The following is a 17,062-nucleotide window of genomic DNA, read 5'->3' as shown; positions in this document are numbered from 1 at the left end:
AACATATCTATGAAAACCAAAGTTTTGATGGTCTGCTTGGGAAACATATGCAGGTCACCTTTGGCCGAAGGCATTTTGCAATCCAAAGTGGACCCCGACAAAGTATTTGTGGATTCTGCAGGTACTGCCGGTTATCACGTTGGCAATCCTCCCGATAAACGTTCTGTTGCGGTGGCCAAAAAACATGGTCTAAATATTAACCATCAGAAGTGTAGAAAATTTTCTAAAGCCGATTTTTCGGAGTTCGATCATATCTACGTTATGGACCGAAGTAATTATTCAGATGTAGCCAGTCTCGCCGCCAACCAAGAGCAAGCCAGCAAGGTAAAGTTGTTACTGAGCGAGGTTGAACTGGGCATTAAAGAAGTTCCAGACCCCTATTACGGTGGCGACAATGGCTTTGAAAATGTATATCAAATGATTGATAGGGCTTGTGAGGAAATTGCGAAAAAGCTAAATTAAACCCATGGAAGAGGTAAAACCTGGTTTAATAGTGGGTAAAATCTATTTGATTCCCACAACTTTAGGAGACAATGCTCCTTTGGAAGTCCTGCCCATTTCGGTAAAAGGGACCATAGAGCGCATTGACCACTATATCGTGGAGAATGAGAAAACGGCCAGACGTTTTATAAAACGGGTAAGCCCTAGCAAATCGCAACCTGATTTACATTTACAATCCCTGAATAAATACACCAACCCTGAAGAAATACCCGCTTTTTTGGACCCATGTATTCATGGACATGATATTGGTATTTTGTCCGAAGCTGGGTGTCCGGGCATTGCCGACCCAGGAGCCGATGTAGTTCGTGTTGCGCATCAAAAAAGAATACAGGTGGTACCGCTGGTGGGCCCCTCCTCTATTTTAATGGCCATGATGAGCAGCGGTATGAACGGCCAGAACTTTGCGTTCAACGGTTATTTGCCCATTGATAATGCCGAGCGCAAGAAAATGATAAAAAGTTTGGAACGATTATCCCGTGAAAAAGGGCAGTCCCAAATTTTTATGGAAACACCTTACCGTAACAATAAATTGGTAAAGGAACTTGTAAAAACTTTACAGAAGTCTACCCGACTCTGTATTGCGTGCGATATTACGTTGCCCACAGAGTTTATCTCCACTAAAAGTGCCCATGAATGGAGCGAAATTGAGATAGACCTAGACAAAAGACCAACGATCTATATAATCCAAGCATAAAAAAAGCCCCGAATTTCGGGGCTTTCTTGTTTTACATCATGCCGTAGTTATACTTTGGCATTTTTCTGTTGCTTGATATTGGAAATATCGTAGCCCGCAAATTTTTTCATATAGTACGAGATATTACTTCCGTAAGCATCAGTTACATCGTTTTGTCCATAAGATCGTAGATACTTTTTGACGTTGCCCGCTCCAGCCAAATGGGCCGCAGCCAAAATACCGGATTCAGTTACCTTGATTCCTCCGATAGTTTTTCCGTTGAAGCGCTTGATATCCCTTCTTAAAATCCACTTATTACGGGCAATATTGGCCATAAAGGCTTTTTCCTGAAGTTCTGGATTTTCCAAAAATTCATCCATATTGTAAACTCCCATCAAATTTAATGTGCTGCTACCAAACTGGTATTTGCCCAAATAACCCAATGTATTTACTCTTTGATATTTGCCCTGGGATTCCTTGAAAGCAAGTGCTTCCTTAAAGCCATTGTAGGCTTTTCCCAGAAAAGGAGGGGTTACCTCGTCCTCGTCAAGAAGTTCAATGGAATCTTGCGGTGCAAAGATTTCCAAATTGGTTGTTACCTTCAATGAATCGGGAATTTCAACAACTTCCTTTTTCATTACGGTGTAGGAACCAAAACTTGTCAAAACTACGATCATGGCAAGATGTAGTATAAAACCTATCCATCTTTTCATAATGTTCATATTTGTGATCTCGATACTATATACGTATCAAAAATCAATTTGGCCGGCAAATATAGATGGAGATAAGTTAAAGGGCATCCTAAAGCTCATAAAGATTTCTTAAATCAGCCTTAAAATACGTTAAATGGATGAAAATCAACGATAAAGAACCTTATCTCAAAACTTTTTGTTGATTCAACCATCGGGTGTATTGTACCTTATTTCGGTTGTGTTGCGCCAAAGATTTGGCAAACATGTGGTATCCGAAGTTGGAAACGTCGGCCACAAAATAAAGATAATCGTGTTTTTCAGGGTTCAAAACCGCATCGATTGAAGTAATATCCGGCATGGTTATCGGTCCAGGAGGAACACCTGCATATTTATAGGTATTGTAAGGTGAATCCATTTCCAAATCACGAAAAAGGACCCTTTTAATAATGGTGTCGTAATTGCCCGTTTCCTTTTTGATGGCGTAGATCACCGTGGGGTCGGCCTGAAGCAACATTCCTTTTCGGATTCGATTCAGGTACACGCCCGCCACTCGCGGACGTTCATCTACCTTGGCGGTTTCTTTCTGTACTATGGCTGCTAAAGCAGTGACCTCATTGGGAGTCAATCCAAGGTTTTTTGCCTTTTGCAAACGGTCACTGTTCCAGAAGCGTTCGTATTCCGTCCGCATTCGGTCCCTAAAACTCGTTGCGTCAGTATTCCAGAAAAATTCGTAGGTATTTGGAATGTACATCGCCAGTTTGGTATCCTCATCAAACTTTGTTTCCTTCAAAAACTCAGGATCATTGAATGTTTGAAGCAATTCTAAACTATCTGCTTCTATCTGTTCCGCTACCCTTCCCGCCAACAACGCCAGCGATTCTTGATTATTAAATGATACTTGAACAGGTAAGTTGGCGCTCCGAAGGGTATTGATAATTTCGTTGTTGTTCATCCCTCTTTTGAGGGCATATTTGCCTGCTTTTATATTGGTGATATACCCTTTACGTTTGGCGACGGCCTCAAAAGTCGACAAATCTTGCAACAAAGGTTCCAATGAAGTTTTTACATCACTGAACGATGCATCCGTTTCAATGTAAACAAAGGCTTCATCGTTATTGAACTGGGTATTGGGACTAAAAATGGCACTGTAAATTTGATAAGCAATAAAACCGCAGATCAACAATCCGAGGATAGCCGTTGCCCAAAGTACTTTCTTAAGATTCATTTGTATTGATCTTTTGATACATTATTTCGTTCTTGAACCCTTGGTTGGTTCTTATCCATTCCTTTTTAACGCCGATTTCTTCGAATCCCATTTTTTGAAACAAATGGATACTCGCCTCATTATCCTCCAAAATATTGGCGTAGAGTTGATGCATGTCCAAAGCAGAAAATGCATAATCGCACAAAAGTGACAAAGCTTCTGCACCAGCCCCCCTGTTTCTATCACCAGGTTCAACGATTATAATTCCGATTCCCGCCCTACGGTGTTTAGGGTCAAAATCGAACAAATCGATAAGCCCTATACATTCGTCTTGATTGTTACTGATACATAAACGTAACTGCTTCACATCATAAATATCCCGGTGGGCATTGTCCAAATACAGTTGCAGTACTTTTTTTGAATACGGCTTCAAGGTACCGCTCACCTCCCAGACCGATGTGTCGTTTTCCAATTTGTACAGAAAATCGAGGTCAGTGGGCTCCAAGGCCCGTAAATAGACTTGTTTTCCTTTTAGATTGAGCATTCGACGGTTCCTTTAAATACCTGTATGGCAGGTCCTTTTAAAAAGATATTGCTGTACTTTCCATCCTTCTTTTCAAAAGAAATGGTCAAATCGCCTCCAATGGTATGGATATGGACTTCGTTGGCTGCAGTTTTACCTGATTCGTGCATGGCCAAGGCCACGGCAGTCACCCCCGTACCACATGAGAAGGTCTCCCCTTCCACTCCTCTCTCGTAGGTTCGTACATCAAAAGCATTGTCGCTGGTCTGTTCCACAAAATTGATATTGCTCCCGGACTCACCGTAAATTCCATATCGGAGTCTCTTCCCTTCTTTTTGTACATCGAACTTTTCCAGCTCTTTTACCAATTGTACGTGGTGCGGGGAGCCGGTATCCAAAAAACTATGGTTTTGTTTCTCGTGTATCCTATCCACATCAATCATCTTTAAATTGACGATGTCACCTTCCACGGTAGCTTCATGAAGCCCATCTACTGCATTAAAAGTGGTCTTTCTTTCTATAACTCCCAAATAATGGGCAAACGCTACCAAGCAGCGGCCTCCATTACCGCACATAGTGCTTTCGGCTCCATCTGCGTTATAGTAAACCATTTTAAAATCAGACACATTGTCATTTTCGAGCAGAATCAAACCGTCCGCTCCAATGCCAAATCTTCGGTCACAAAGCTCCGCTACAAGTTTGGTATTGTTTTTGGGAAATATATCCTGACGATTGTCAATAATTACAAAATCGTTTCCCGTTCCTTGATATTTAAAAAACTGTAGTTCCATATGCATCTACAAAGGAACAAATATATGGGATTCTTTAAGGTTTTTTTTGTAGTTAAAACAGCGTTAAACCGACCTAACCAAAAATTGAAAACTTTTAATTTTGATAAAGCTTAATGTTAAATTGTTAATGAATTATGAAGAAAATAGCTAGTTTATTCCTTGTTTCCGTATTTGCGGGAGCAATTACACTGGGAGCTTACAAATTATTTTTCGAGAAAGAAAGCTATAAATGGGTCACTGCACAGGAGGAAACACCTTTTGTGACCACGAGCAATCTGGATACATCGGCGAAAGGAGCTGGAATCAACGAGGTTGATTTTACCTCTGCTGCCGAAAAAACGGTAAATTCCGTGGTACACGTTAAAAATATGACCCTAAGTAAAAGTGGACCTTCAAGCATTGCCGAATTCTTTTATGGTTATGAACGTAAATCAACCCCACAGTTGGGTACCGGTTCTGGAGTAATCATTTCTCCTGATGGCTACATTGTGACCAATAATCACGTAATAGCCAACTCGAGCCAATTGGAAGTTGTCCTGAACAACAATAAATCCTATGAAGCGGAAGTAATCGGAACCGATGCAGACTCTGACATTGCCCTTTTAAAAATAGATGCCGAAGATGCATTGCCCTACTTGGCTTTCGGAGATTCCGACAATGCTAAAATTGGGGAGTGGGTACTTGCTGTCGGTAACCCATTCAACCTAACCTCTACCGTAACGGCAGGTATCGTAAGTGCCAAGGCTAGATCGCTTTCCCCAAATGGTGCTCAATCTTTTATACAGACTGATGCTGCCGTTAACCCCGGAAACAGTGGTGGGGCTTTAGTGAACACCAATGGCGACCTTATTGGTATCAACACGGCAATCACTTCCCAGACAGGTTCCTATATTGGGTATGCCTTTGCGGTTCCGAGTAATATTGCCAAAAAGGTTGTAGAGGATATTATGGAGTTCGGCAATGTCCAAAAAGGACTTTTGGGAATTTCGGCGTTAAATGCAAGATCTCCATTGGCTATTGAAAAAGGGATTGATGAACTAGAAGGTGTTTATGTTGAAGGCGTGGAAGAGGATTCTGGAGCTGATGAAGCCGGTTTAATGCAAGGTGACATTATTAAAAAAGTGGACAACGTCAGTATTGGCAAATTCTCAGAACTTACAGGATACCTTTCCGCCAAAAGACCCGGTGATGTGGTTAAAGTTACATTGGATCGAGGTGGAGAAAGTTTAGTGAGAAACGTCACGTTAAAAAAACAAAACAGCGTTATTCTTCCTGCGACTTCTTTTAAGGTAAAAAACTTGACCAAAGAAGACAAAAAGAAATTTGGCGTATCCAAAGGTGTTAAGATTATTGATGTTCCCCAAGGCTACTCTAGATATGGTTTGACCAACAAGGTTATTATTGAATTGGATGGTGAACCCATAGAGAATATTGATGATGCCAAAGAACGTTTTGGCCAAATATCCAGATACGGACGAACCAGTTTCACCATGATCAATGAAGATGGAGAAAAGGAACACATGATACTTCAGTAAAAAGTGCTGAAAAAACACTTAAAAGCGTCTTTAAAAAGACGCTTTTTTTATACCCATTATGTTTTACGAAAACGTTTGAAATATATAATTTAGCCAAGAAATTAATCATCACAACCGCAACCATCATCCATGAATGATAATTTATCTTACGAAAAAGAGCTTGCCTTTCAGGCAGATAGACGTAAAGCCACTACCGAATTCATAAAAATCATAAGCGACCTTTGGTACGATAAGGCCATAGAGGTGGTTCTCTTCAAAAATCAAATTATTGACAAGAATGTAAGCGACATCATCAACCTACACGAATATGCGGGTGAATTTGTTCAAAAGCCTATGTCTATTTTTGATTCCGTGGAGATTCTATGGGCCATCAACGACCTTAACCTTCCTCCTGCCAAACTCGATATCGGTAAGCTGACCTACGAGTACAATTCCAGCCAAAACGCCCATTTAAATGTAAAGGCTTTTGTTATTGACAAACTGAAGGGCGCCCAAACCACCAAAGCCATTAAACCAAAAGATGTGGTACTCTATGGATTTGGACGTATTGGCCGTTTGGTAGCACGTGAGCTTATGGCCAAAACAGGCAGGGGCAGTCAGTTAAGACTACGCGCTATTGTAATCCGGGGTGAAATGAACAGGGAAGTCTTGGAAAAAAGAGCAGCGCTTCTTAAAACCGATTCGGTTCACGGACCTTTTACCGGAACTGTGGATGTGGATGTGGAAAAACAAGCGCTCATTATCAATGGCACCACGGTAAAAATCATCAATGCCAATCAACCAGAAGATATCGATTATACTAAATATGGCATTGCAGATGCTTTGATTATAGATAATACAGGAGCCTTTAGAGATAACAAAGAATTGACTAGACATCTAAAATCCAAAGGTGCCAGTAAGGTATTGTTGACCGCCCCTGGAAAAGAGGTTCCCAATATTGTACACGGGGTAAACCACAAAGATTTTGACCCGGACAAGACAAAAATATACTCTGCCGCCTCTTGTACTACGAACGCCATTACCCCTATCCTAAAGGTAATCGAGGATTCTTTGGGCATAAAAAAAGGGCATTTGGAAACCATACACGCCTACACCAATGACCAAAATTTGGTGGATAATATGCACAATAAATACCGTCGCGGCCGTGCAGCAGCGCTTAATATGGTAATTACGGAAACGGGCGCGGGTTCTGCGGTCGCAAAAGCACTACCATCCCTAAAGGGAAAATTGACTTCTAATGCCATACGGGTTCCCGTACCCAATGGATCACTTGCCATTTTAAACTTAGAAGTCAAAAACAAAACCTCAAAAGAAGGCATAGACACCATCATAAAAAAATATGCGTTGGAAGGTGATTTGGTGGAGCAGATAAAGTATGCGCTGAGCAACGAATTGGTATCTTCGGACATTGTGGGCACCACGGCGCCATCAATTTATGACAGCAAGGCCACAATTGTTGCTCCCGGCGGAAAAAATGTGGTATTGTATATTTGGTACGATAACGAGTATGGTTATTCGCATCAAGTTGTACGATTGGCAAAATATATCGCAAAAGTTAGGCGTTATACGTATTATTAACGGGGCACGAATTGTTCTTTGAACTGATTTTCTTTTTTTAAATTAGGTATATTGATGTAATTTCGCCTCACCCTTAATCTAAATTTAATACGAGAACATTATTGAACATGAAGCATTTACGCATTTTATTTGCCTTAGCCTTACTAATTCCTGCCCTATCCGTCCATGCACAGGAAGATGAATCAACCGAAGAAACTGATAACACCCTTAGGGGGCAGTTTGAAGAATTGGAACGTAAGTCGGGCAATTATCGGGCCAATGGTATCCAATATGAGGTGGTCAAGATAACCGACCTATACAAAACGAAAGATAACGTTTTTGATTCCATCGATACAGCGAATAAGACCATCAAGGACTTATCTGCGACTATCACGGCCAATGATGCCGAAATAGAAAGCTTAAATGGCAAACTGCAAGAAACGACCAATAAATTGAACAGTGTTACCGAGGAAAAAGACAGTATTTCTTTCTTCGGTATACTTATCAGCAAAGGAACCTACAACTTTATATTGTGGTCCATTATTTTTGGACTGTTGTTGCTCCTTTTGTTCTTTATATATCGATTTAGAAATAGCAACTTTTTGACACAGCAGGCCAAGTCTGCACTTGCCGAGTTGGAGGAGGAGTATCAAAATCATAGGAGAAGAGCTCTTGAACGCGAGCAGAAAATAAGTAGACAGTTACAGGACGAACTGAACAAGCAGAAAAAATAAGAATTAAGGCTTCCATTCGGGAAGCCTTTCTTTTATATAGCAGTTATTGCCAGCATTCACTATTTTTGCGGCAAACAACACACAACACCAATGTCCATGCGGATAGACATTATCACCGTACTTCCCGAACTTCTAAAAAGCCCTTTCGAAGCATCAATACTAAAACGGGCCATAGAAAAGGGTTTGGTAGAGGTGCACCTTCATAATTTGAGGGATTACACCACCGGAAATTATAAGCAGGTGGACGACTACCAATTTGGTGGTGGAGCCGGAATGGTGATGATGATAGAACCCATCGATAAATGCATTTCCCAATTAAAAGCGGAAAGGAAGTATGACGAAGTCATTTATATGACACCCGATGGCAATACCTTAAATCAGGGAATGGCCAATGAAATTTCCATGAAAAAGAACATTATTGTGCTTTGCGGACATTATAAAGGTGTCGACCAACGGGTAAGGGATATGTTCGTGACCCGTGAAATTTCCATTGGCGACTATGTGCTTTCTGGTGGTGAACTCGCCGCTGCTATTTTGTGCGATGCGGTAATTCGATTGCTCCCAGGAGTATTGAACGATGAAACCTCTGCCCTGACCGATACGTTTCAGGACAATCTATTGGCACCGCCCGTGTATACTCGACCTGCGGAATATAAAGGAATGGAAGTTCCAAAAATCCTGTTGAGCGGCAACTTTCCAAAAATTGAGAAATGGCGGGAGCAACAAGCCTTGGAACGTACTCAAGAAAGAAGACCCGACCTTTTGGAAAAATAAATCAAAAAGGTAAAAAACAGCTTGTAATTTCTAAATAATAGATTACTTTTGCAATCTCAAAATCAACCTCTGACGAAATCCGTGTAAGTTGGTCTTGCAAAAAACATTAAAAAACATACAAATGGAATCCTTAATAAAATTTGTTGAAGACGAATTTGTTCCAAAAAAAGAATTTCCAAAATTCTCAGCTGGTGACACCATCACTGTGTATTACGAAATCAAGGAAGGTGAAAAAACTCGTACCCAGTTCTTTAAAGGTGTAGTGATACAACGTAGAGGAAGCGGTGCAACAGAAACTTTTACCATTCGCAAAATGTCCGGTACTGTAGGTGTGGAAAGAATTTTCCCAGTAAACATGCCAGCTTTGCAAAGAGTTGAAGTAAACAAAAAAGGTAAAGTACGTAGATCCAGAATCTTCTACTTTAGAGGTCTTACCGGTAAAAAGGCCCGTATTAAAGAAGTTAAAGGATGACCCAAATCCTGAACAAACTGAAAAAGCACCCAAAACGGGTGCTTTTTTTATGAACAATTGTTAATAACTTCGGTTTATATTGTGTTGATTTTTAATCCTTTATAAACTTGCAAAATCTGGTTTTCTGTTCTACTTTAGACTAAGATATGATAGTGATACCATCACATACATATCGATTTAAAGTTGACGTTCTTTAAAACTGTGGATTCCCTTTTAATTGGTAACACTACTGATCACAAAAGGAATTTTGATTTGGGAGGTGCTTTGGCAAAACCCAATGAAAAATAATAGATTTTATGTGCGAATGGAAGAGCAATTTTCCATTTTGATAAAATTTAGGAATGTAACAGTATACTTTGCTAAATGTAGATTAGTTGAAAAATTAAGAACAGAGCAGAGCAAACGTCGAAAGGGCAAAAGATGTAATCAAATCGGTTACAGTTTTGGTACCACCAAACAAATCTTGAGTCCATTCTGAAAGCCATCTCCTTGGTAAAAACAAGGAAATGGCTTTTGTTTTTTAACAAATTATCACCAAAAAACCACACTTTTAGTCACTTCCGTTCGTACTTCACTGTCCATATATCGTATATTTGCAACCGCTCAAACAAATACATATAAATGGCTAAACTTTATTATACCAAAACAGACGAGGCACCCGCCTTAGCAACATTATCCTTCTTACCCATTGTAAAATCATTTACCGAAACCGCCAACATTACCGTAGAGACCAAGGACATTTCTTTGGCCGGTAGAATTGCTGCCGTGTTTCCAGAATTGTTGACCAAGGAACAGCAAATACCAGACGATTTGTCCATTTTGGGCGAACTTGCCAAGACCCCAGAGGCCAACATTATAAAACTTCCGAATATCAGTGCTTCCATACCACAGTTGAAAGAAGCCATTGAGGAATTACAAAAAAAAGGGTATAACCTTCCCAATTACCCCGACGAGCCTAAAACCGACGAGGAAAAAGCCATCAAGGCGAAATATGATAAGATAAAAGGTAGCGCCGTAAATCCAGTACTCCGTGAAGGCAACTCGGACAGACGCGCTCCAAAAGCTGTAAAAAATTATGCAAAGGCACATCCGCACACCATGGGTGAATGGTCGTCGGATTCCAAGACCCATGTGGCCACCATGTCCCATGGCGACTTTAAATCCAACGAAAAATCGTTGACCCTATCCAATGCGGATGAGGTCCGTATCGAATTGGTAGGTGCAGACGGTAGCACAACCGTGCTAAAAGACAAGCTGGCCCTTCTAAAAGGTGAGGTTATAGATGCTACAGTAATGAGCAAAAGAGCATTGGTAGAGTTTTTGACCAAAGAAATTGCAGATGCAAGGGAAAAGGGCATCTTGCTTTCCCTGCACTTTAAAGCCACCATGATGAAGGTTTCCGACCCCATCATTTTTGGACATGCTTTGGAAGTCTACTTTTCCGAACTGTTCAAAAATTATAGTGACACCTTCGAAAAATTGGGAATCAATCCTAACGATGGCTTGGAAACCCTGTTCGATAAAATTGGAAAACTGCCCGAAGACCAGCACAAAGAAATCGAGGCGGCCATTAAGGCTAGCATTGAAAATGGACCAGATTTGGCCATGGTGAATTCCGATAAAGGCATTACAAACCTTCATGTACCGAGTGATGTGATCATTGATGCATCCATGCCCGCCATGATCAGGAACTCCGGTAAAATGTGGGACAAGAACGGAGAGCTTCAAGACACAAAAGCTATCATTCCCGACAGCAGCTACTCAGGAGTATACCAAGCTACCATCGATTTTTGTAAAGAACACGGCGCTTTCGACCCAACAACGATGGGAACAGTTCCCAATGTTGGTTTGATGGCCCAGAAAGCGGAGGAATATGGTTCCCACGACAAAACCTTCGAAATAGAAAAAGCCGGAACGGTAAAAGTGGTAAATGCTGCTGGCGAAACATTGATAGAGCATGCCGTGGAAGAAGGCGACATTTGGAGAATGTGCCAAGTTAAGGATGCACCTGTTCAGGACTGGGTCAAATTGGCCGTTTCCAGAGCAAAGGCCACCGGGACACCGGCCGTTTTTTGGTTGGATGAAAACAGGGCCCACGATGCCGAATTGATCAAAAAAGTAAATCTTTATCTAAAAGACCACGATACATCTGGATTGGATATTAGGATTCTTTCCCCTATCGAAGCTACCAAGTTCACCTTGAAGCGCATGAAAGAAGGAAAAGATACCATCTCCGTGTCCGGTAACGTATTGCGGGATTACTTGACCGACCTCTTTCCTATTTTGGAAGTTGGAACCAGCGCAAAAATGTTGTCCATTGTTCCTTTGATGAACGGTGGTGGATTATTTGAAACAGGTGCCGGTGGTTCAGCCCCAAAACACGTGGAGCAATTCTTGGAAGAAGGTCACTTGAGATGGGATTCGTTAGGTGAATTCTTGGCATTGGCCGTTTCGTTGGAATTCTTTGGAGAAAAGAACAATAACCAAAAGGCACAGGTGCTTGCCGATGCTTTGGACAAGGCAACCGAAGAATTCTTGAACCAGGACAGGTCACCATCCAGAAAGGTAAACGAAATAGATACCCGTGGAAGCCACTTCTACCTTGCACTGTACTGGGCAGAGCAATTGGCCAAACAAGACAAGGATGGAGAACTAAAAACCATATTCGGCAAAGTTTATGAGGCGATGTCCGCTAACGAAGCGAAAATTACCCAAGAATTGATAGATGCGCAAGGTTCGCCAGTTGATATCGGAGGATATTATCTACCAGACCCAGAAATGGCTTCAAAGGCTATGCGACCCAGTTCAACCTTGAACAGTATTTTGGATTCCATTGGATAATCAAAATAAACATAAATGTAGAGTAAAAGGCGGCCCTGAATTGGCTGCCTTTTGTTTTATCCTATAATAATGTTAAAATAATCTTAGGTAGCTACATTCGTTTTTTCGCTGCCCGATAAATGTTTACTTTTAAAAAAATCAATCGAATGCCCAGACATTATCTTGCATTTTTGCTAGCCCTGTTTGGGCATTTTTTTGTAATTCAGGCCCAAGAGAGGTACACCCTTAGCGGCACAATCTTCGAAGCATCCAGTAACGAATCTTTGATAGGTGTTACGGTGGCCGTTTCGGAGTTAAAAACCGGGACAACTACCAACGAATACGGTTTTTATTCCATAACGCTTCCAGAGGGAGAATATCAAATCATAGTGAGCTATCTGGGTTTTCAGGAAATTGTACAGACCATTACTCTGAACAAAAATGTGAAGCTAGATTTCAATCTGACCGAAAAAACGGAAGAACTTCAAGAGGTCGTGGTAACGGACAATGTGGAAAAACTGGATATCCGTAAACCCCAAATGAGCGTTACCTCGTTGACATCTAACACCATAAAGGAGATTCCCGTTGTGCTGGGTGAATCCGATGTTATAAAATCGCTGTTACTTTTACCTGGTGTTACTAGTGCAGGAGAGGCATCTTCTGGATTTAATGTTCGTGGTGGCGCAGCGGACCAAAACCTTATCCTACTGGATGAGGCCACCGTGTTCAATTCCTCACACCTTTTTGGCTTCTTTTCCGTATTCAATCCTGACGCGATAAAGGATGTAAAACTCTTTAAGGGCGGAATCCCGGCAAGATACGGTGGAAGGGTCTCCTCCGTGCTCGATATCTTTCAAAAAGAAGGGAACAGCAAAGAATTTAAAGTAAACGGAGGTATTGGTGCAGTCGCGAGCAGATTATTGATAGAGGGTCCCATTCAAAAGGATAAAACTTCTTTTCTAGCCGGCGGAAGAGCGTCCTATGCACACCTATTTCTTCCTTTGTTCGATATAGACAACAAGGCCTATTTCTATGACCTTAACACCAAGATTACGCATAGAATCAACGAAAACAATAGTGTTTTCCTATCCGGATACTTTGGTCGAGATCTTTTCAACGTAAGCGACCGTTTTGTGAACGAATATGGAAATGCGGTGGGCAATTTGAGATGGAACCACTTGTTTTCCGATAAGCTTTTCTCCAACCTCTCCCTTATTTATTCCGATTACTATTATGGCCTAGAGCTTGATTTTGTGGGTTTTGAGTGGAACTCTGGCATTCAAAACTTTAACCTTAAATACGATCTAAAACACTACTTGAACAACAAACTCCAGTTGAATTACGGAATCAACAGCATCTATTATGTATTCAATCCAGGGAAAATAGTGCCCAACAGCCCCGATTCCGGTATCGTTGAAGATCAACTCACCAAAAAATACGCCAACGAAAATGCCGCCTATATTGATATAGAACATGAAATCACGGAAAACCTAAGCATAGAATATGGATTAAGGGCAAGTCAGTTCAGCAGATTTGGTCAGGGCGAGTTCTTTGTTTATGCCGATGACAATCCCGTGGATTTTGACCCTTTTACCCAAACTTATGGAGAAGCGAACCCCATAGACACCATTAGTCCTGGCCGTAGCGAAACCATGAAATCATTTTTTAATCTGGAGCCAAGGATTTCCATGTCCTATACGTTTAAGGAAAATAACTCCATAAAGGCGAGTTACACCCGATTGGCACAATACTTACACCTGATTTCCAATACAAACTCCCCCACCCCTTTAGATGTGTGGACACCCAGCGGCCCTTTTGTGGAGCCACAACTTTTGGACCAATATGCCTTTGGTTATTTCAGGAATATTCAAGAAGGGGCATACAGTTTAGAGGCAGAAACATTCTATAAGACCATCCAAAATAGAATAGATTATATTGACGGTGCCAACCTTATTGCCAATGATGCCATAGAGCAAGTTATATTGAGCGGAGAAGCAAGGGCCTACGGTTTAGAGCTTTTGTTTCGAAAAAATGAAGGGCGATTTACAGGTTGGTTGGCCTACACCCTATCGAAATCTGAGCAAAGGACTCCCGGAAGAACCACTTTAGAAACTGGCATCAATATGGGGCAATGGTACAACACCCCGTACGATAAGACCCACGATCTTTCTGTTTATGGCAGTTTTGAGCTCAATGAAAAATGGAGTTTCAATGCTAATTTTATCTATCAGACGGGACAGCCTACCAATTATCCGATCGGTCAATTTGAATTTGAGGATATGACCGTTCCATACTACGGGCTACGAAACAAAGAACGTTTACCTGATTACCATAGATTGGATATTTCTGCCATTCTGACCCCAAAACGAAATAAGCGGAAGAAAATTCAATCCGAGTGGGTTTTCAGTATTTACAATGCGTACAGCCGTAAAAATGCAGCATCCATAAACTTTAGGGAAAATGAGGACACGGGCAGGAACGAAGCCATTCGGACATCTATTTTCGGAATCATCCCTTCCGTAACCTATAATTTTAAATTTTAACGACATGAAAAAGTTATTGGCATATCTATTTATTGCGCTAATATTCGGTTCCTGTGAAGATGTTGTTGATGTAGATTTGTCGGAAACGGAATCTAAATTAGTGGTAGATGGACTTTTGCGTGTGGATAAGGAACAGGAGTTCATAAATGTGCGCATAGGCCTTAAGGCCAGCAGTATTTTTTTCGAAGAAAATCAATCCGTGCAGGCTGAGAGCGTTATGATATCGTATGGCCAGTTGGACAGTGAAGGCAACTTTGACAATCTATCCACATCATCCTTGGTGGAAGAAACATCTGGCTCCGGAATTTATATCCCAGACCCGAATTTGCCTACGGACCAACGAATACCCTCTTCGGCCGCTGAACTGGGGACCGTTTTTATATTAGAAATCAATTATCAGGATAAGTACTACTTTGCCCAAACAGAATATGTGCCGACCGTACCTTTGGATAATCTGGAGCAAGGAGACGAAGTCTTTTTTGATGAAGATCAAACTGAAATCATCGTAACCTTTACGGACGATGGCGAAGCTGATAATTTTTATGTGTTCGATTTTATGTTCGGCGAATTTCAAACGGTTGAGGACGAATTTTTTCAAGGACAACAATTCCAGTTTTCCTTTTTCTATGATGACAAGACCGAACCTGGTGACCACGTAACGGTCAGTATTTTAGGGGCAACACAAGGTTTTTACAATTATATGGACCTGGTGCTGGAGCAAACGGGAAATGGTGGAGGACCTTTTCAAACACCCGTCGCAACGGTTCGAGGCAATGTTTTTGATATTACAGGGGCGGAGAACGTTACCGTAATCGATGATGTGGAGAATCCCAATGATTTTGCCCTAGGTTACTTTGCCGTAGTGCAAGAATATAAACGGAGCCTTATTATTGAATAGCGTCTTCTAGACAAAAGCATAGATCATCAAAATCATCAAAATACCAACAACACCCTGGACCAAGGTTCCCAACGTATGTCCACGCAACGCTGTTTTAACCTTCATATGGGAAAACTGTGAAACTACCCAAAAATAACTATCGTTGATATGTGACACCGTCATGGCCCCTGCCCCTATTGCAAGAACAGCCAAGGCCTTATCAGTAATGGAAACCAAACCAAAGGTTTCCAACAGTGGTGCAATGATGGCAGATGTGGTAATTATCGCTACGGTTGATGACCCCTGGGCCGTTTTGAGCACTGTTGAAATCGCAAAAGCTATCAAAAGACCACCAACTCCTGTGCTGGACTCCAAATTAATGATAGATGCAATATCCATAGTTCTCAGAATAGCACCAAATGCCCCTCCTGCTCCTGTTATCAGTACAATAGCTCCCGCCTGCTTGAACGCTTCGGGCACCCACTCCTTTTTCTCTTCCGAAGGAACTTTTCTACCCAACGCAAAAGCAAAGAAAACCCCGATCAACAATGCGATTACCGGACTGCCCAAAAAACCTAAAACAGAGAAGGCCCAACCATCGCCCAACGGATGGGTCGGGTAATCTGCAACGGACTTCAATGCTATCAAAATTATCGGTACCAATAAGGGCAAAAAGGCTTGAAAAGGTTGTACAGTAGATGGAACTTTCTCTTTGGTTTCCGCGGTTTCCAAAATCTCATCTTCCTGCAATGATTTTCCGATGAACCTCGCCCAAAAATAGCCTGCAATGGATACTGGTATTGCGACCAAAAGCCCGAATATCAGCACCATTCCCAAATCCGCATCCAAAATGGCGGCAGCGGCCAAAGGTCCGGGTGTCGGTGGCACAAACACGTGAGCGGAATATAACCCTGTGGCCAAAGCAATGGCAAAAACAAGCACGGGAATACCCGTTTTTTTACTGATGGCTTTATTTAATGAGGAAAGTATGATGTAGCCCGAATCGCAATACACTGGAATGGAAATGACAAAACCCGCCAAGTTCATTGCCAAAGGCGAACGCTTTAGGCCGATTATCCCCAAGATGCTATTGGCCAATACTTGTGTGCTTCCCGTTTTTTCAAGGTAAATGCCAATGACCGTTCCAAACGCGATAACCAATCCGATTCCAGAAAGCGTATTTCCAAAACCCTCCACCATGGTGGACATTATGCTTTTTGGCGCCATGCCCAAGAAAAAACCAGAAGCTATTGCTGCTATGGTCAGCGAAAAGATGGGATGCATTTTAAACTTTACGGTGGCAATGACAATGAACAGGACGACCACCCCAAGAACTAGTAATTCCATAGTTGATTTTTAGTGCAAT

15 protein-coding genes are annotated in these 17,062 nt (G+C 41.6%); 10 read left to right on the top strand and 5 right to left on the bottom strand.

Annotated features, from left to right (window positions below):
* The first annotated feature begins 9 nt into the window (after positions 1-9).
* Both J0656_RS09435 and J0656_RS09430 read left to right on the top strand, forming a co-directional pair.
* Entirely contained in the window at positions 10-462 is a 453-nt protein-coding gene (locus tag J0656_RS09435; protein WP_207033131.1) for a low molecular weight protein-tyrosine-phosphatase, read from the top strand.
* A 4-nt stretch (positions 463-466) separates the two neighbouring features.
* Entirely contained in the window at positions 467-1,195 is a 729-nt protein-coding gene (locus J0656_RS09430) for an SAM-dependent methyltransferase (protein ID WP_207033129.1), read from the top strand.
* 47 nt (positions 1,196-1,242) lie between these two features.
* On the opposite strand, the gene J0656_RS09425 is transcribed toward J0656_RS09430, so the two are convergent.
* The 4 genes from J0656_RS09425 to dapF form a co-directional block, all read right to left on the bottom strand.
* Positions 1,243-1,887: a hypothetical protein gene (locus J0656_RS09425; protein WP_207033127.1), complete on the bottom strand. Its 645-nt coding sequence runs from the start codon at positions 1,885-1,887 to the stop codon at positions 1,243-1,245.
* A gap of 160 nt (positions 1,888-2,047) precedes the next feature.
* On the bottom strand, positions 2,048-3,091 hold the full coding sequence (gene mltG / locus J0656_RS09420; RefSeq protein WP_207033125.1) for an endolytic transglycosylase MltG: 1,044 nt from the start codon (positions 3,089-3,091) through the stop codon (positions 2,048-2,050).
* Entirely contained in the window at positions 3,081-3,614 is a 534-nt protein-coding gene (locus tag J0656_RS09415) for a GNAT family N-acetyltransferase (RefSeq protein ID WP_207033123.1), read from the bottom strand. The genes mltG and J0656_RS09415 overlap by 11 nt, the downstream gene beginning before the upstream one ends.
* Positions 3,602-4,384 (bottom strand): diaminopimelate epimerase, encoded by a 783-nt coding sequence (gene dapF, locus J0656_RS09410; protein ID WP_207033121.1) that lies wholly within the window; start codon positions 4,382-4,384, stop codon positions 3,602-3,604. Before dapF ends, J0656_RS09415 begins: the two co-directional genes overlap by 13 nt.
* 134 nt (positions 4,385-4,518) lie before the next feature.
* Between dapF and J0656_RS09405 the strand changes: the two genes are divergently transcribed.
* The 8 genes from J0656_RS09405 to J0656_RS09370 all read left to right on the top strand — a co-directional run bounded on the left by J0656_RS09405 (position 4,519) and on the right by J0656_RS09370 (position 15,717).
* On the top strand, positions 4,519-5,919 hold the full coding sequence (locus J0656_RS09405; protein WP_207033119.1) for a S1C family serine protease: 1,401 nt from the start codon (positions 4,519-4,521) through the stop codon (positions 5,917-5,919).
* 129 nt (positions 5,920-6,048) lie between these two features.
* Positions 6,049-7,497 carry a glyceraldehyde-3-phosphate dehydrogenase gene (locus J0656_RS09400; protein WP_207033117.1) on the top strand — a complete coding sequence of 483 codons (1,449 nt, stop codon included), beginning with the start codon at positions 6,049-6,051 and terminating at the stop codon, positions 7,495-7,497.
* A gap of 107 nt (positions 7,498-7,604) precedes the next feature.
* On the top strand, positions 7,605-8,210 hold the full coding sequence (locus tag J0656_RS09395; protein ID WP_176620214.1) for a tRNA (guanine-N1)-methyltransferase: 606 nt from the start codon (positions 7,605-7,607) through the stop codon (positions 8,208-8,210).
* 96 nt (positions 8,211-8,306) lie between these two features.
* Positions 8,307-8,984 carry a tRNA (guanosine(37)-N1)-methyltransferase TrmD gene (trmD, locus tag J0656_RS09390; protein WP_207033115.1) on the top strand — a complete coding sequence of 226 codons (678 nt, stop codon included), beginning with the start codon at positions 8,307-8,309 and terminating at the stop codon, positions 8,982-8,984.
* A gap of 121 nt (positions 8,985-9,105) precedes the next feature.
* Positions 9,106-9,456 (top strand): 50S ribosomal protein L19, encoded by a 351-nt coding sequence (rplS, locus tag J0656_RS09385; RefSeq protein WP_014031354.1) that lies wholly within the window; start codon positions 9,106-9,108, stop codon positions 9,454-9,456.
* A gap of 621 nt (positions 9,457-10,077) precedes the next feature.
* Positions 10,078-12,297, top strand: coding sequence for an NADP-dependent isocitrate dehydrogenase (locus J0656_RS09380; RefSeq protein ID WP_207033113.1), 2,220 nt, complete (start codon positions 10,078-10,080; stop codon positions 12,295-12,297).
* A gap of 146 nt (positions 12,298-12,443) precedes the next feature.
* A complete protein-coding gene (locus tag J0656_RS09375; RefSeq protein WP_207033110.1) occupies positions 12,444-14,819 on the top strand; it encodes a TonB-dependent receptor in 2,376 nt (791 codons plus the stop codon).
* A 4-nt stretch (positions 14,820-14,823) separates the two neighbouring features.
* Entirely contained in the window at positions 14,824-15,717 is an 894-nt protein-coding gene (locus tag J0656_RS09370; RefSeq protein WP_207033108.1) for a DUF4249 family protein, read from the top strand.
* A gap of 6 nt (positions 15,718-15,723) precedes the next feature.
* On the opposite strand, the gene J0656_RS09365 is transcribed toward J0656_RS09370, so the two are convergent.
* Positions 15,724-17,043 carry a GntP family permease gene (locus J0656_RS09365; protein WP_207033106.1) on the bottom strand — a complete coding sequence of 440 codons (1,320 nt, stop codon included), beginning with the start codon at positions 17,041-17,043 and terminating at the stop codon, positions 15,724-15,726.
* Between the last annotated feature and the right edge of the window lie 19 nt (positions 17,044-17,062).

Source organism: Flagellimonas aurea (assembly GCF_017313785.1).
Lineage (GTDB): Bacteria > Bacteroidota > Bacteroidia > Flavobacteriales > Flavobacteriaceae > Flagellimonas > Flagellimonas aurea.
The sequence above is the reverse complement of the archived record's forward strand: the minus strand, read 5'-3'. Positions and strand labels throughout refer to the sequence as shown.

What these genes read in the sequence shown, in the direction of transcription:
- J0656_RS09395 (WP_176620214.1), top strand. Translation starts at nt 7,605, where the DNA reads ATGAAGCATTTACGCATTTTATTTGCCTTAGCCTTACTAATTCCTGCC.
- trmD (WP_207033115.1), top strand. Translation starts at nt 8,307, where the DNA reads ATGCGGATAGACATTATCACCGTACTTCCCGAACTTCTAAAAAGCCCT.
- dapF (WP_207033121.1), bottom strand. Translation starts at nt 4,384, where the DNA reads ATGGAACTACAGTTTTTTAAATATCAAGGAACGGGAAACGATTTTGTA.
- J0656_RS09415 (WP_207033123.1), bottom strand. Translation starts at nt 3,614, where the DNA reads ATGCTCAATCTAAAAGGAAAACAAGTCTATTTACGGGCCTTGGAGCCC.
- J0656_RS09365 (WP_207033106.1), bottom strand. Translation starts at nt 17,043, where the DNA reads ATGGAATTACTAGTTCTTGGGGTGGTCGTCCTGTTCATTGTCATTGCC.
- J0656_RS09375 (WP_207033110.1), top strand. Translation starts at nt 12,444, where the DNA reads ATGCCCAGACATTATCTTGCATTTTTGCTAGCCCTGTTTGGGCATTTT.
- rplS (WP_014031354.1), top strand. Translation starts at nt 9,106, where the DNA reads ATGGAATCCTTAATAAAATTTGTTGAAGACGAATTTGTTCCAAAAAAA.
- J0656_RS09435 (WP_207033131.1), top strand. Translation starts at nt 10, where the DNA reads ATGAAAACCAAAGTTTTGATGGTCTGCTTGGGAAACATATGCAGGTCA.
- mltG (WP_207033125.1), bottom strand. Translation starts at nt 3,091, where the DNA reads ATGAATCTTAAGAAAGTACTTTGGGCAACGGCTATCCTCGGATTGTTG.
- J0656_RS09425 (WP_207033127.1), bottom strand. Translation starts at nt 1,887, where the DNA reads ATGAAAAGATGGATAGGTTTTATACTACATCTTGCCATGATCGTAGTT.
- J0656_RS09380 (WP_207033113.1), top strand. Translation starts at nt 10,078, where the DNA reads ATGGCTAAACTTTATTATACCAAAACAGACGAGGCACCCGCCTTAGCA.
- J0656_RS09370 (WP_207033108.1), top strand. Translation starts at nt 14,824, where the DNA reads ATGAAAAAGTTATTGGCATATCTATTTATTGCGCTAATATTCGGTTCC.
- J0656_RS09430 (WP_207033129.1), top strand. Translation starts at nt 467, where the DNA reads ATGGAAGAGGTAAAACCTGGTTTAATAGTGGGTAAAATCTATTTGATT.
- J0656_RS09400 (WP_207033117.1), top strand. Translation starts at nt 6,049, where the DNA reads ATGAATGATAATTTATCTTACGAAAAAGAGCTTGCCTTTCAGGCAGAT.
- J0656_RS09405 (WP_207033119.1), top strand. Translation starts at nt 4,519, where the DNA reads ATGAAGAAAATAGCTAGTTTATTCCTTGTTTCCGTATTTGCGGGAGCA.